Annotated in this window: 12 protein-coding genes; 8 read left to right on the top strand and 4 right to left on the bottom strand. The window is 57.3% G+C overall.

The features are described from left to right. A partial coding sequence (locus NW838_RS15125; RefSeq protein WP_414428325.1) for a mechanosensitive ion channel family protein occupies window positions 1-709 on the top strand: 709 nt, incomplete at its 5' end. 6 nt (window positions 710-715) lie between these two features. On the opposite strand, the gene NW838_RS15130 is transcribed toward NW838_RS15125, so the two are convergent. From NW838_RS15130 to hisG, 3 genes are all read right to left on the bottom strand, one after another. Continuing rightward, window positions 716-1,558 (bottom strand): class I SAM-dependent methyltransferase, encoded by an 843-nt coding sequence (locus NW838_RS15130; RefSeq protein WP_414358263.1) that lies wholly within the window; start codon window positions 1,556-1,558, stop codon window positions 716-718. 89 nt (window positions 1,559-1,647) lie between these two features. Further along, window positions 1,648-2,442, bottom strand: a complete 795-nt coding sequence (locus NW838_RS15135) for a photosystem II manganese-stabilizing polypeptide (RefSeq protein ID WP_414342666.1) — start codon at window positions 2,440-2,442, stop codon at window positions 1,648-1,650. Between the two features lie 108 nt (window positions 2,443-2,550). Continuing rightward, window positions 2,551-3,258, bottom strand: a complete 708-nt coding sequence (gene hisG / locus NW838_RS15140) for an ATP phosphoribosyltransferase (RefSeq protein ID WP_011433162.1) — start codon at window positions 3,256-3,258, stop codon at window positions 2,551-2,553. Between the two features lie 337 nt (window positions 3,259-3,595). Between hisG and NW838_RS15145 the strand changes: the two genes are divergently transcribed. The 3 genes from NW838_RS15145 to NW838_RS15155 all read left to right on the top strand — a co-directional run bounded on the left by NW838_RS15145 (window position 3,596) and on the right by NW838_RS15155 (window position 6,501). Further along, window positions 3,596-4,717, top strand: a complete 1,122-nt coding sequence (locus NW838_RS15145) for a sugar phosphate nucleotidyltransferase (protein ID WP_414357784.1) — start codon at window positions 3,596-3,598, stop codon at window positions 4,715-4,717. Next, a complete protein-coding gene (locus NW838_RS15150; protein ID WP_414357783.1) occupies window positions 4,695-5,441 on the top strand; it encodes a GvpL/GvpF family gas vesicle protein in 747 nt (248 codons plus the stop codon). Before NW838_RS15145 ends, NW838_RS15150 begins: the two co-directional genes overlap by 23 nt. Before the next feature lie 397 nt (window positions 5,442-5,838). After that, a complete protein-coding gene (locus tag NW838_RS15155; protein ID WP_414428326.1) occupies window positions 5,839-6,501 on the top strand; it encodes a hypothetical protein in 663 nt (220 codons plus the stop codon). A gap of 88 nt (window positions 6,502-6,589) precedes the next feature. Here NW838_RS15155 and NW838_RS15160 read toward each other — a convergent pair whose 3' ends face one another. After that, complete coding sequence (locus NW838_RS15160) at window positions 6,590-6,832, bottom strand: hypothetical protein (RefSeq protein ID WP_414351871.1); 243 nt, start codon at window positions 6,830-6,832, stop codon at window positions 6,590-6,592. A gap of 170 nt (window positions 6,833-7,002) precedes the next feature. Here NW838_RS15160 and pyk point away from each other — a divergent pair, with 170 nt between their 5' ends. From pyk to dnaN, 4 genes are all read left to right on the top strand, one after another. Next, window positions 7,003-8,862 carry a pyruvate kinase gene (pyk, locus tag NW838_RS15165; protein WP_414357781.1) on the top strand — a complete coding sequence of 620 codons (1,860 nt, stop codon included), beginning with the start codon at window positions 7,003-7,005 and terminating at the stop codon, window positions 8,860-8,862. Window positions 8,863-9,000: 138 nt separating this feature from the next. Then, complete coding sequence (locus NW838_RS15170; protein ID WP_414342658.1) at window positions 9,001-9,231, top strand: DUF4327 family protein; 231 nt, start codon at window positions 9,001-9,003, stop codon at window positions 9,229-9,231. Window positions 9,232-9,381: 150 nt separating this feature from the next. Further along, window positions 9,382-11,664 carry a RelA/SpoT family protein gene (locus NW838_RS15175; RefSeq protein ID WP_414357780.1) on the top strand — a complete coding sequence of 761 codons (2,283 nt, stop codon included), beginning with the start codon at window positions 9,382-9,384 and terminating at the stop codon, window positions 11,662-11,664. Window positions 11,665-12,405: 741 nt separating this feature from the next. Beyond that, complete coding sequence (gene dnaN, locus NW838_RS15180) at window positions 12,406-13,782, top strand: DNA polymerase III subunit beta (RefSeq protein WP_414428327.1); 1,377 nt, start codon at window positions 12,406-12,408, stop codon at window positions 13,780-13,782. The last annotated feature ends 210 nt before the right edge of the window (window positions 13,783-13,992 follow it).

Raw genomic sequence — 13,992 nt, forward strand, 5'->3', positions numbered from 1 at the left:
AGACAGCGTGCAAATGCTGCTGGTGCAGATCGGCCAAGTGGGCGCCTGGGTGGTCGGGATCCTCGCGGCCAGCGTGGTGGCTTTCCCGGATCTGCGCTTGGGTGACCTCATCGGGCTACTGGGGTTAGGGTCGGTAGCCATTGGTTTTGCTTTTCAAGACATTTTCAAGAACTTCTTGGCGGGTGTGCTGCTGCTTTTGAACGAGCCTTTTCAACTCAACGACCAAATTATCGTCGGAGAATTCGAAGGCACCGTTGAAGAAATCAGCATTCGCTCCACCCAGATTCGCACCTATCAGGGGGAGCGCGTGGTCATTCCCAATGCTATTGTGTTTACCAGCCCGATCACGGTCTTGACCGATCGCCCCTTCCGCCGTACCGATCTGGAAATTGGCCTCGACTACAATACACCTCTGCCCAAAGCTCTGGAGGTGCTGCGGGAAGCCATGCAGGGGGTCGAGGGGGTGCTGGCGGATCCCCCCTTTGAGTTGGACATTGTGGGGTTCGGAGACAGTTCCATTGATTTTGTGGTGCGCTACTGGACTCGGCCCCGCAAGCCGGAGGTGCGGCGCGTCCGCACTCAGGTGATGATGGCTCTCAAACAGGCCTGCGACCGAGCCGGATTGGTCATCCCCTACCCGATTCGCACCGTTTACGTGTTCGACCAGCACGATTTTCAGGATCACATCCCTAATCCCAAGGTCGCCTAGGGATCCCTACCAGCGGGCCAGCAGCATCTGAAATCGGCTCTCCCCCAGCAGAATTGCCTTGGGATCGGGATAAGTCTCGCCAAACCAAGCTCGCAAGCGGGCAATGGCCGCCTGGAAGATCTCCTCTGGGATCGGCCAGGAGCTGCTGTAGCAGCGCTGAGCGTACAGATCAAACAAAGCTTGGGCAGCGATGGCCGTCTGCCACTCTGCCGCTGTCCTCTGTTCCACATGAGCCCCTTGAGACTGCAACAACGCTTCCACCTGCTCGGCATCGGCTCCAACCTGTTGGGATTCAAATCCCAGCTCTGCCAGAATGCCTGTCCACCGGGCCTCGAACGAGTGGCGGGCGCTCATCACCCGCTCTCCATAGCCGTAGAGGTAGACCCCACCTGGCTTGAGCACGCGACGGATCTCGCCAATCGCCTGCTGCCACTCGCGGATCAAGTGCAACACATGCACCGTGATCACCGCATCAAAACACTGCTCCCTAAAAGGCAGGTTGGTGGCATCGGCCATCTGCAAATGAACCTGTGGCGGCATTTGGCCCAGACTTTGTTGAATTTTGTGCCGCAAGACGGCCAGCATGCGCTCGGAAATGTCGATGCCGGAATAGGAATAGCCGCGACGGATCAGCGGCAAGGCAATGCGTCCTGTCCCAATGCCCACCTCGAGAAAGTGGGTCTCAGGGGTGGCTTCCACCGCGGCCAAGATTGCATCGGCGATCGCTTCATCTACGCCGGGAGGAAAGCTGCGGGTGGCATCGTAAAAATCGGCGGCCCGATCAAAACAGACGCTGTGGGATCCCACCATCGCTGCACACTTCCCCAACGGGCAAACCCAGACAGACATAGTATCAACAGAAATAGGCAGGGATCGCCGGGATCTCTGCCCATCTCAAGCCCGAAATTGGATCTCTTCTCGGCTTTCCTCAAGCCTCTTCAAGACTCCTGCGCCAGGCGAGCGTAAAACAAGCCTTGAACGCGAACAGTGTGGGGTTCCATCGCCCCTTGCTCGGTGCTGGAAGGCTGAATGCTAACAAAGGATCCCGCCATTTCGCCAGTGCTGGGATCCACGCGAGCAATCCGCAGGGACATTTTCCCCTGGGAAACCTCGTCCACCTTGCGGTTGGTGGCAAAATCATCTTTGGCAGCCTGTAGACCTACCGCAGTGTCGTAGCCGGTGTTGGATCCCCGCCCGCGCGGGTCGAGGAAGGTGCTGCTGTGATAGCCGGGCACCAAGAACTCCCCTTCAAAATCGGTCGAAGGGTCAATGGCGGAGCCCTGGGCAGTGGCGACCAAGTCTTTCACGCTAAACAGAAACGGCACCAGCTCGCGGCGGGGCATTTGGCCGGTGGTCGGCTGAAAGGTGATCCCATCCACCACTTTGAGCTCCAGCGCACCGTCTTTGGGAGTCACCTCGGCTTTAATCGGCCCCAGAGTGGCCGCTGAGATCATGATGTTTTTGGCCTTGATGAACTCTTTCTCGCCGTTCCGCTTTTCCTCTTCCACCTCAATTTGCACCGGCTGGAAGCAGACATCCGTCAGCTTCAGGGATCCCCCCCTGGGCACCTCGATACGGCCCCGGGCGTTGTCCGAGACCGAAGGGCAAATGGCGGCCTTGCCGGTGTTGCGGATCTGGTCATAGGTCAGCGGCGCCTTGGCAGCCTTAGCCGGAACAGCAAAGACGCTCAAACAAAGCGCCAACAGGATGGCGAGCAGTGGACGGTACCGCATAATCAACCTCGAAAAACCTTTTTTGAATCTGAACGCTGCTGGGGGAAATAAGCCCGAATGCCCCCATTGTACGCAATCGTGATCCCCCTCAGAGGAAGTGCCTCAAAATTAGCCACCCACCAACAGGGATCCCAGCCAGCGTTCCCGAATCTGGGTGATCAACTCGCGGATAGGCTGTTGGTTGACACGGTAGCTGATGGGATGGGCAATCAGGCGAGCTGTACTCTCGAATAGGCAGTCTCGCTCAATCAGGCCGTTTTCCCTCAGGGTGCGCCCTGTGGCTACCAAGTCGACGATGGCATCGGCCATGCCGGTGAGGGGGGCCAACTCCACCGAACCATAGAGAGAGATAAGCTCCACCGGCAAATCTAGACGGTCAAAATACTCCCGGGCGCAGCCGACAAACTTAGAAGCCACGCGGGCATGAGCAGGCAACTGAGCTGCCGAGTGGTAGGGGCTATCTTGGGGAAGGGCCACCGACATGCGACAGTGGCCAAATTGGAGATCCAACAGGTGGGCCACCCGCGCTTCGGTGCCGGCATAGCGCTCCCGCAAGACGTCGTAGCCGACAATGCCCAATTGCGCCTGCCCGTACTCCACATACACCGGCACATCGTGCGTGCGCACCAGCAGCGCTTCGTAGCGTTGCCCGTTCAGCCGGGTGGGGGACTCAATCCGCAGTAGGCGATTGCCGGGATCCAAAAAACGACTAAAATCGATCCCCACCTGCTGCAGACATTGAATGGCCTCAGGCAGCAGGGCCCCCTTGGCCAGAGCAATCGTGATGGGTGGGCTGTCGGGACGGCCATCCAGCATTTTTTCAGCATCTACATCTACATCTGACCTTGATCTGATCTTGGGCCGGAAGTAATTGGTATGAACAAACACAAGAATCTCGGGATCCCCGCCTGCCGAGTGGACTCCTGGTAGAGACGGGTTAGAACGAGGGGCCTAGGGGGAAACATCAGCGAGAATGCCCAGAGACAGGCCGGCAGCAAGCGGGCTCTCCCAGAAAAGCAAGCCCCCTTGATTGTAGGGGATCGGAATCCCGGCAGCGATTCCCCAGCCTCTTGAAAGCCCCGCCGGTTCTCTGGAATGCCGATCCTGGGATGATAAAGTCAGAGCACGGTTAGCCCGGAGGAGTGACGACGGCATGAAAGCCATGATCCTGGCAGCAGGCAAAGGCACGCGAGTGCGGCCCATCACCTACATGATGCCGAAGCCGATGATCCCCATTTTGCACAAGCCTGTCATGGAATTTTTGGTGGAGCTGCTGCGGGAACATGGGTTTAACCAAATTATGATCAACACCAGCCACTTGGCCCACCAAATCGAAGACTACTTCCGCGATGGGCAGCAGTGGGGGGTTCACATCGGCTTTTCGTTCGAGGGTCACTTTGAGAACGGCCAGCCGGTGGCCGAACCTCTGGGCTCCGCTGGCGGTATGCGCAAGATCCAGGATTTCTCCGGATTTTTCGACAGTACCTTTGTGGTGCTCTGTGGGGATGCCCTGATCGACCTGAACCTCACGCAGATCGTCAACTTCCACAAATCCAAGGGAGCGCTGGCCACCGTGGTGTTGCGGGAGGTGGATCCCAGCCAGGTCTCCAGCTATGGGGTGGTAGTCACCGACGAGACGGGTCGCATCACTGCCTTCCAAGAAAAGCCCAGGCGGGAAGAGGCCCTCAGCCACACCATCAACACCGGCATCTACGTTTTCGAGCCGGAAGTGTTCGACTACATTCCCCCCGGCTGCCCCTACGACATCGGCAGCGATCTCTTCCCGGCCTTGGTGAAAGCGGGTGCCCCCTTTTATGGGATCACGGCTGACTTTCAGTGGGTGGACATTGGCCGCACCCACGACTACTGGCTGGCGGTGCAAAAAGTGCTGCGCGGCGAGATCAAGGGAGTCAAGGTGCCTGGGATCCAGATTCAACCCGGCGTATGGACGGGGATCAACATCCGCGCCAACTGGGATCGCATCCACATCGAGCCACCGGTCTACATCGGGGCCAGCAGCTATTTGGCGGACGGGGTCAAACTCATCGGCCCCACGGCAATTGGCTACGGATGTGTGTTGAATGAAGGGTGTACGCTGGATGGCAGCTTAATTTTTAACTACACCCAGATCGCGGCAGGCGTAACCCTGCGCCACCAGATGGTGATGGGTCGCTACTGCATTTCCTCGGATGGCAATGCCATCGACACCGAAGAGTCCAACCTCACGTGGCTGATCGGAGATGCCCGCAGCAATGCCAACGGCAAATCCCCATAGCTCCCTCTACCTCTACGGGATCGTCGCTGCCCCCGGCCCGCGCCACCTGAGTGTGGTGGGATTGGACAAGCAGCCGGTGCAGGTTCACGGGCTGGGATCCCTGGCCTTCTTGTACTCCCAGGCTCGACAGGAGCGCTACCTGGCCAGCCGGGCCAACTTGCTTGCCCATGAAGCCGTGCTGGAAAAAGTGATGAACGAGGGACATCGGGCTCTGCTGCCCCTGCAATTTGGTCTGGTGGTCAGCGGCTGGGAGCAGGTGGAACGGGACTTGGTGCAGCCCCGCTTGGCGGATCTGCTGGCTCTGCTGGAGCGCCTAGAGGGCAAGCGGGAGGTGGGAGTAAAGGTCTTCTGGGATCCCGAGCAGGAGCTCAAGCTGGGGCTAGAGGAAAACCCTGCCCTCAAAGCTCGGCGGGACGAAATGGCCGGCGCTCCTTTGGGATTGGACGCGGTAGTTGAGATCGGACGGGCTCTAGAGCAACTCTTGGAGCAGCGGCGTCAGCGCATTGCCCAAGCCTTCACAGCAGCCCTAAGCCCCTTGGCCAGCGACCGCGTGGAAGGAGATCTGCTCACCGAAAACATGGCCTACAACGGCTCGTTTTTGATCAATTGGGAAGATGAGCCGGTTTTTGCCCAAAAAGTGGAGGAGCTAGACCACACCTTTCAAGGGCGGCTGCGCATTCGCTACAACAACTTTACTGCTCCCTACAATTTCGTCAAGCTCTAAACACATGATATAAAACTGATCATTTATAGTGATCACTTTAAGCAGCAACGAAACTGTTTAGTTGTATTGCTTCCTGGCTCCTCTCTCCCTTTGCCTGGAGGTGGTTGCGGAAGCAAGGCGGAGCAGTTGGGAAGTGTCTCAACCTAAATCGAAACAAACATGCTCACCAGCTTGAAAAGTGAGGATTCTTGAATGCCTTACAACCCTGGGTGAGCGCTGACAGCCCTTACTGTCTTGGGTCAACTCTCTACATTAACTCTCCCAACTCTCCACAAAGGATAAGAAAAGACTGCTCGGTTGAATGGTCGAAAGCAGTTGCCCAGGCAGGGATCCTTTTGGGGATCCGCTCAGGTATTGTGGGGATGGGCACTGCAGTGGCTAAGCCGAGGGAGACGGTATGGAGTGGCTTATTTTTATCCTGTTTTTAGCTCTGGCGGTCGGGATGTTAGCCCTGGCCTTTTATCAAGACAAGAAACGTCGAGAAGCTCTGGAGCGGGTAGCTGCACAGCTAGGAATGCGCTTTTCTGCCCAGTTGCCTGAAGAGATTCGATCTCGCTTGTTGCAAGCAGGCTTTGGACTGTTTGAACGAGGCCATGGGCGGCGTTTCTATAATTCGATGTCCAAGCGGCTGATCGATGGCACTGAGATTACCGTTTTTGATTACCAATACACCCGCGGCAGTGGCAAGAGTTCTAGCACTTATCGCCAGTCCGTCTTCTACGCCTATCACGAGGATCTTCATCTGCCGCGTTTTCGGCTGCACCCCGAAAATGCCTTTTTCCACGGCATCGCCAAAGCTTTTGGCATGCAAGATATCAATTTCGAGAGCCACCCTAAGTTTTCTCGGAGCTATCTCTTGCGAGGACAGGATGAAGCCCAAGTTCGGCTACGTTTTCATCCCGGCGTCCTTGGTTTTTGGGAGCAGCATCCCAACTATTGCGCCGAAGGAGCTGGCGCCCACCTCATTCTTTGGCAAAATGACCGACAGGTGAGTCCCGAAGGGATGGCAGAATGGATGCGCTTGGGGGAAGAGTTGACTCAACGGCTGCGGCGTATGTAGTAGCAGAGCCTACGGCCCCCCGCCGCGAACGGTCAACCTCGGCCTAAACCTCACCCCAAGAGGGTGCGCTGCAATCTCAAGAACCTCTCTACTGAGCGCCGAGGGCCGCCAACAAATCATCTGCCAACAACACCGCCGTATAGACCAAAGCCTGTCGTTGCTCAGGAGACAAATCGCCGACGGGAGTCTGGGGATTGCTCACGATACCCTGCAGTACTCTGCTGGCTATGTATTCCCGCTTGGAAACCCCTGGGCTGGAGATAGTGGGGTTATCCAGAGAGAACTTCTGATGGTGCTCGAAGGGGAAGGCGTATTCGGGGGCAACCGGCATCGCTCGACTCCAGATGGATCTCTACACTCTGCTTTGCCTATTTTCCCATCCTCTCTCGCTGGGGATTTTAAAAAAGCGGTGCCTCAAAAAAGACATAACGGGTTATCGTAATCAGAGAGATCCCTATGTGGGGGAAGGATCTGGGCTGCTCTCCCTTGGGAACAGTGGACATGCATTTGAGCGATTCTTTTCGACGCACCAAAATTGTCGCCACCATTGGCCCTGCCAGCTCAAACCCGGCCATTCTCAGGGAGATGATCCTGCAAGGGGCAACTACCCTTCGCCTCAACTTTTCCCATGGGGATCACGAGCTACACCGCCGCAGCATTCGCCTGATCCGCCAAACTTCGATGGATCTGGGCATTCAGGTCGCCATCTTGCAAGACCTACAGGGGCCGAAAATCCGCTTGGGCAAGTTCGCCGAAGGCTCGATCACCCTCAAGGCTGGGGATCCCTTTGTGTTGACCAGTAAGCCCGTCTTGGGATCCCAAGAGCGCAGTTGGGTCACCTACGACAAGCTGGCCCAAGAAGTGCCCGAAGGAGCGACGATCCTCATCGACGATGGTCGAGTGGAGATGCGGGTGGAAGCCGTGGATCCGGAAGCGGGCGAACTCTTCTGCCGCACCATTGTCGGGGGTACCCTCTCCAACAACAAGGGGGTCAATTTCCCCGGTGTGCGCCTGAGCATCCGCGCCGTGACCCCAAAGGATAAAGAAGATCTCTACTTCGGCCTCAACCAAGGGGTGGATTGGGTGGCCCTCAGCTTTGTGCGGGATCCCTCTGATGTGCTGGAGCTGCGGGAGCTCATTGCCTCAGCCAAACGGCCTTCTTCCGGCTCAGCCGACAAGCGGGTACCCATCATCGTCAAGATCGAGAAACACGAGGCCATCGAACAACTGCCCCAGATTTTGGCCCTCAGCGACGGTGTGATGGTGGCGCGGGGAGATCTGGGGGTAGAGCTGCCCGCGGAAGAGGTGCCGATCCTGCAGAAGCGGGTGATCGCCCTGGCCAACTCCCTGGGGATCCCGGTAATTACGGCCACCCAAATGCTGGACAGCATGGTGCACAGCCCCCGGCCTACCCGTGCCGAAATCTCCGATGTGGCCAACGCCATTTTGGATGGCACCGATGCCGTCATGCTCTCCAACGAGACGGCTGTGGGCAAATACCCTGTCGAGGCCGTTGCCACCATGGCCCGCATTGCCGTGCGCACCGAGCGCGATTACTTTGACCTGACCTCCGCCGACCGACGACAACGCCTTCGCGCCCTTGCCATGCAGGAGCTGAGCCAAAACAACGGCAACAGTCCTGCTGGAATGCGGCCCAAAACCCTGATCACCGACTCGATCAGCCGCGCCGTGGGGGAGATCGCCCAGGAGTTGGATGCCGTAGCCGTGATGACCCTGACCAAAACGGGGGCTACTGCTCGCAATGTCTCTAAGTTTCGCCCCCGCACTCCCATCCTAGCCGTAACCCCCCATGTGGAAGTGGCACGGCGGCTGCAGTTGGTTTGGGGGGTACATCCGCTGTTGGTTATGGATTTGGCCACCACCCGCCAGACCTTTCAAGCGGCCATCAGCTTGGCTCAGGAAGATGGCTTGCTCAAGGATGGCGACTTGGTGGTGCTCAGTGCAGGAACCCTGCCAGGCGTTGCGGGATCCACCGATCTGATCAAGGTGGATGTGGTGAAAGCGGTGGTGGCTCAAGGCAAAGGGTTTGGCAAAGGCATTGTCAGCGGCCCGGCCCGCATCTTGAGATCCAGCCTCGATGCCGGCAAAATCACCGCCGGAGACATTTTGGTTGCCCAATCCACCGACGCCAACTATGTGGAGGCCATCAAACAGGCAGCCGGCGTGATTACCGAAGAAGAGGGAGCCTCCTCTCATGCAGCAGTCATTGGCCTGCGGCTGGGGGTGCCGGTGCTGGTGGGGGTCAAGGATGCTACCCGCTTAATCCGGGATGGATCTATCGTCACTCTGAACCCAGAAAAAGGCATAGTGACCGCAGGAGCCGATGGCTTGGGCTTTTAAGCGGACCTTAAGGTTGCCTGCAATACAAACTTGTATCTCTTGCTACGAAACGAGACCCAGTTCTATGATGGGGGTAGCGAGGCAAGATTTTCCCTGACCCTTCGGTGCGTCCCATCCATTCCACGTGTAGGTTAAGCTATGCCCACTTTACAAGCCACCCACTATGCGGTTGAGGCCATCCAGGAGGAAGCTCGTCGCCTCATTCAGCAGGGGGTCTTACGCCGCTCTGCAGCCATTGCCCACCTGCAACCCTTTTTCCCGCAGCGGGAGTGGCAGGCGATTGCCCAAGAGCTGGAGCTGCAAGACTACTGCCCCTCGGATCCCCTCTGCGATTTGATCGGCAACTGCGAGGAGTGGAGCGAAGACTGACTCTCGATCTGCCGAGGATGGCAAGCGGTCGGCGTTGGCAGACAGCCAATGCTTCTTTCTATTCCACCCGTTTTTTCCCTCTTGATCTGTCGGCGGTTAAGCTGGATGAACTATAGTCAGTAATCAAACATCCCTTTTCGCCGGGTTCGCATGGGTCAGACGGCTGTCATTGCCACCTCAGATGGAGGTCTCGACCTGAATAGCCTCGGTTTTGAGGTGCCAGGGTGGCTGCGTGCTCTGCTTTCCGGTGCCGAGGATCCCGGCGATGGGCTGCGGCCTTACACGGCTGAAGAAGCCAATCTGCTGCGCCGTGCCTTTGAGTTTTCCTATTGTTTGCATCAGGGCCAAAAACGCAAATCAGGGGATCCCTACATTGCCCATCCGGTAGCCGTGGCCACTCTCCTGCGGGAGCTGGGGGGAGATGCGGTGACGGTGGCAGCGGGCCTTTTGCACGATGTTATTGAGGATACAGAAGTTACCCCAGAAGCCCTGGAAGCTGAATTCGGCTCTGAAGTTCGCCTACTGGTAGAAGGAGTTACCAAACTCTCTAAGTTCAATTTCTCCAGCAAAACCGAGCAGCAAGCGGAAAATTTCCGCCGCATGTTTGTGGCCATGGCCAAAGATATTCGAGTCATCGTGGTCAAGCTGGCGGATCGCTTACACAACATGCGCACGCTGCAGTATCTCTCCCCCAGTAAGCAACGGCAAATTGCAGCCGAAACCATGGAAATTTTCGCCCCTTTGGCCAACCGGCTGGGGATCTGGCATTTCAAATGGGAACTGGAAGACTTGGCTTTTAAGTATCTGGACTACGAGGCTTACCGGAAGATTCAGGAATTGGTCAACGCCAAGCGCGCCGAGCGAGAGGCCGAGATCCAAGCTTTTATCGAAGAGCTGCGGCAGAACCTTCTTCAAGCGGGACTGGAACGCTTTGAGATCAGCGGACGGCCCAAACATTTGTACAGCATCTATCGCAAGATGCAGCAGCAGCACAAAGAATTTCACGAGATTTACGATCTCTCGGCAGTGCGGGTGATCGTGCATACCAACAGCGAGTGCTATCGGGTGCTGGCAGTCGTTCACAACTGCTTTCGCCCCATCCCTGGGCGTTTCAAAGACTACATTGGTCTGCCCAAGGCCAATCGTTACCAATCTTTGCATACGGCGGTGATTGGCCCGCAGGGAAGACCGGTGGAGGTGCAGATCCGCACCGAAGAGATGCACCGCGTGGCTGAGTACGGGATCGCCGCCCACTGGAAGTACAAGGAGGCCGGCAGCACCACCGTCAAGGCGGACGAGGAGCGCTTCACCTGGCTGCGGCAGCTCTTGGAGTGGCAAAACGACCTCAAAGACGACAAAGAGTATCTGGACACCCTTCGCGAGAATCTGTTTGAGAGCGAGGTTTACGTTTTCACGCCCAAGGGGGACTTGCTGGCCCTGCCCCAGGGATCCTGTCCGGTGGACTTCGCCTATCGCATCCACTCCGAAATTGGGGATCACTGTGCAGGAGCGCGGGTAAACAACAAGATCGTGCCCCTGGATACCCGCCTGCGCAACGGCGACATTGTGCAGATCATCACGCACAAAAATGCCCATCCCAGCCTGGACTGGATCAATTTCGTTGCCACCAGCTCTGCCCGCAATCGCATTCGCCAATGGTTTAAGCGCTCCAATCGCGAGCAAAACATCGCGCGGGGCCGGCATTTGCTGGAGCGGGAGCTGGGCAAAACGGGCTTTGATGCCCTGCTCAAATCAGAGCGGATGCAGAAGGTAGCCGAAAAGCTCAACTACGCCAGCGTAGAGGATTTGTTAGCCGCTCTGGGTTATGGTGAGACAACCCCCACGCTGGTGATCCATCGGCTGCAGGAGGTCAGCAGGCCGGCAGTATCTGCTCCCACAGAGGAGGAATCGCTTGAGGGATCCAAGCTGTTGTTGCCACGGGCTTCTGCGGCTCCCAGTTCTATCAAATCCCAATCTCCCATTCTGGGGGTGGAGGGTCTGAAACACCAGTTGGCCAAGTGTTGTAATCCGCTGCCGGGGGATCCGATCTTGGGCGTGGTCACCCGCTTTAAGGGGATCAGCATCCATCACCGGGATTGCCCAAGGGTGGCCCAGGTTTCGGGGGAACGGCTGGTGCCGGTACGATGGAACGAAGAGCAACTGCGGCAGAGCGCCCAGATCTACCCGGTAGAACTGCATCTGGAGGTTATCGACCGCGTTGGGGTGCTGCGGGACATTCTTTCCCGTCTATCGGATCAAGGCATTAATGTTCGCAATGCTAAGGTACAAACTTTTGCCAACCGCACCGCCCTGATCGATCTCTGTATCGATGTACGTGATAAGAAACAGCTCACCCAGGTTCAAAGTCAACTGCGCCAGCTTTCTGACGTGATCGTGCTGCGCTCCCGCCATCACCAAAACGGATCCCGTTGACCTACGCCTGGCCCTTCGCGGGTACGGACTCTAGACCGCATCCCTATTGCGACTCGCTCCTGCAGCAGCCCAATTTTGGGTCAGGCGCTGTCCCATCCTCATCCTGACCTCCTTTGCCGCTTCTGGTGCGTAGAGCGCTTTCCCGCTCCTCTGGGGTCTTGCCAAAAATCCCGTGTCAGCTCACAGGTGGCCAGGCAAGGCCGACAAGCCCAGAGCAATATCCCAGGCTTTCTTCGACAGCCTGTGGAAAACCTGTGGAAATCCAGCGAAGCCCGCCCCAGCTCCGGTGGAATCCCCAGCCATATCTAGGGGGAAGGATTCACTACCTTAGGGGATCTCACACTGACTGTGCGTTAATTTTTATGAATTTGTCAGAAAACCATAACATTAGCCTGTGGAAAACCTGTGGAAAAACCTGGAAAATCTGTGGAAAACCTGTGGAAAAAACCCCCAAGTTATTAACAGGTATAAATACCCTGTGGAAAAGTGGCCAAGTTATCCACAGTTTTTCCACAGGTGGGGAATAGGCTCAAAAGCTCATGGCACAAGGTGTTGACGATCACTTTCCACAGTTTCCACAGCCCCTACTACTACTAGATCAAAAAATTAAATTAGGCAGGGATCGAAATTTCAGATCTGTCCTACGCGCGAGGCAAATTTTCCAAAACTTGTCTGCAAGGGCAGGGATCCAACCGGGGCAGTCGGTGTAGGATCTGCGTGTGCAGCCCTCAAGTGCCCCCCATGGTGCAAGCTCAGCGTCCTGTGGATCGAGAATCGGAAACCGAGTCGTTCGCGCCGGTGTTGCGCAGCAGCAAGACTGCAGCTCCCTATTGTGGGGAGAGCCGCTTTAACGAAGCTGTTGACGCGCCGCTGGAGGGTTTTAGCTTCACCTGCGAGCAAGCCGATCTCAGCCACCACCTCACTTCCGTTGGACGGGCTGTGGCCAGCCGCCCCGCCCTGCCCGTTTTGGCCAACGTGTTGGTAGAGGTCGATGCGGAAACTCAACGGGTTGCCCTCACTGCCTTTGACTTGAACTTGTGCATTCGCAGCGAGTTCGAGGCTCAGGTCAGGGGATCCGGTCGCACCACCCTGCCGGCCAAGCTGCTCAGCGACATCGTCAGCCGTCTGCCCAGCGGCCCAGTGACTCTTGACGCGAGCAGCCAAGCCCAGGAGAGTGCCCCTGTGATTCTCATGTCGGCAGCCGGCCAGTACCAAGTGCGCAGCATGTCGGCTGAAGAGTACCCCACCCTACCGGAAATACTGCTCCGCACCGCCGACGCAGATGGCGATTTTGCGGGGGAGGAAAGCCCGACAGCTCAGGCTCTGGAGCTGCCCATCGAGAGCCTGTTGCAGGGGATCGGCCAAACCCTTTTTGCGGCCTCTGGAGATGAGACCAAGCAGGTGCTCACAGGGGTGCATGTCAAGCTCTTGGCGGGGGATCCCCCTTGCCTGGAGTTTGCAGCCACCGATGGGCACCGTCTGGCGATGGTGCAGGTGGAGGCCGAAGGGATCCCGGTTGCTTCGGCCCATGGGGAAATAGGGTTGGATTTCACCATTCCCGCTCGCACTTTGCGAGAGGTGGAGCGCATCCTCGACACCCAGACCGCGGCCTCTACGGTGGAATTGCGGTTTGACCGATCCCAGGTGCAGTTTGTGCTGCCCCCTCGCGCCGGCAAAACCCAGTGCCAACAGCGGATTACCAGCCGTCTCTTGGAGGGCCAATATCCCGACTACAACCGCCTAATTCCCAAGCAATTTGAGCGGCAGGTAACCCTGGAGCGTCGGCCCTTGATGGAGTCGCTGGAGCGGGTGGGAGTACTCGCTGCCCAAAGAAACGACATCGTCAAGTTCAATCTTTCTGCCGCAACCCAAACCCTGCGCATCAGCACCGAGGCGCCCGATGTGGGCAGTGGCGAGGAATCGTTGCCAGTGCAGATGTCTGGTCCTGACCTGGAGCTGGCCTTCAATGTGCGTTACCTGCTGGATGCCCTCAGGGTGTTTCATACGCAGCAGGTGAGCCTGGAGCTAAACGGCGCCACGCAGCCGGCCATCTGGAAGCCCCTTGGGGCAATGCGGCTCTGTTATTTGGTTATGCCGGTGCAGCTACGGGCTACCTAGTCTTAGGAGAGCTCCACCCAGCTCTAGTCCAAAACTCTCAAGATCATCTCAGTACAAATCTACAGTTGTTTGTACAAATCTACAGTTGTTTGCATTGCCCCCTCTCCCAGAGGGAAAGGAGCCAGGGATGGTCGCGGAAGCGGCGCCGAGCGTTTAGGGAGCATGCCTCTAACCCCCAAAACCCTGAACTTTGCTGAATTTACTGAGCTT

It is taken from the genome of Synechococcus sp. R55.2, from assembly GCF_047462075.1.
In the GTDB taxonomy this organism is placed as follows: Bacteria; Cyanobacteriota; Cyanobacteriia; order Thermostichales; family Thermostichaceae; genus Thermostichus.

Excerpts from the sequence above, each read along its gene's own strand:
- NW838_RS15130 (WP_414358263.1), bottom strand. The coding sequence starts at position 1,558 with ATGTCTGTCTGGGTTTGCCCGTTGGGGAAGTGTGCAGCGATGGTGGGA.
- NW838_RS15135 (WP_414342666.1), bottom strand. The coding sequence starts at position 2,442 with ATGCGGTACCGTCCACTGCTCGCCATCCTGTTGGCGCTTTGTTTGAGC.
- hisG (WP_011433162.1), bottom strand. The coding sequence starts at position 3,258 with ATGCTGGATGGCCGTCCCGACAGCCCACCCATCACGATTGCTCTGGCC.
- NW838_RS15145 (WP_414357784.1), top strand. The coding sequence starts at position 3,596 with ATGAAAGCCATGATCCTGGCAGCAGGCAAAGGCACGCGAGTGCGGCCC.
- NW838_RS15150 (WP_414357783.1), top strand. The coding sequence starts at position 4,695 with ATGCCAACGGCAAATCCCCATAGCTCCCTCTACCTCTACGGGATCGTC.
- NW838_RS15155 (WP_414428326.1), top strand. The coding sequence starts at position 5,839 with ATGGAGTGGCTTATTTTTATCCTGTTTTTAGCTCTGGCGGTCGGGATG.
- NW838_RS15160 (WP_414351871.1), bottom strand. The coding sequence starts at position 6,832 with ATGCCGGTTGCCCCCGAATACGCCTTCCCCTTCGAGCACCATCAGAAG.
- pyk (WP_414357781.1), top strand. The coding sequence starts at position 7,003 with ATGCATTTGAGCGATTCTTTTCGACGCACCAAAATTGTCGCCACCATT.
- NW838_RS15170 (WP_414342658.1), top strand. The coding sequence starts at position 9,001 with ATGCCCACTTTACAAGCCACCCACTATGCGGTTGAGGCCATCCAGGAG.
- NW838_RS15175 (WP_414357780.1), top strand. The coding sequence starts at position 9,382 with ATGGGTCAGACGGCTGTCATTGCCACCTCAGATGGAGGTCTCGACCTG.
- dnaN (WP_414428327.1), top strand. The coding sequence starts at position 12,406 with ATGGTGCAAGCTCAGCGTCCTGTGGATCGAGAATCGGAAACCGAGTCG.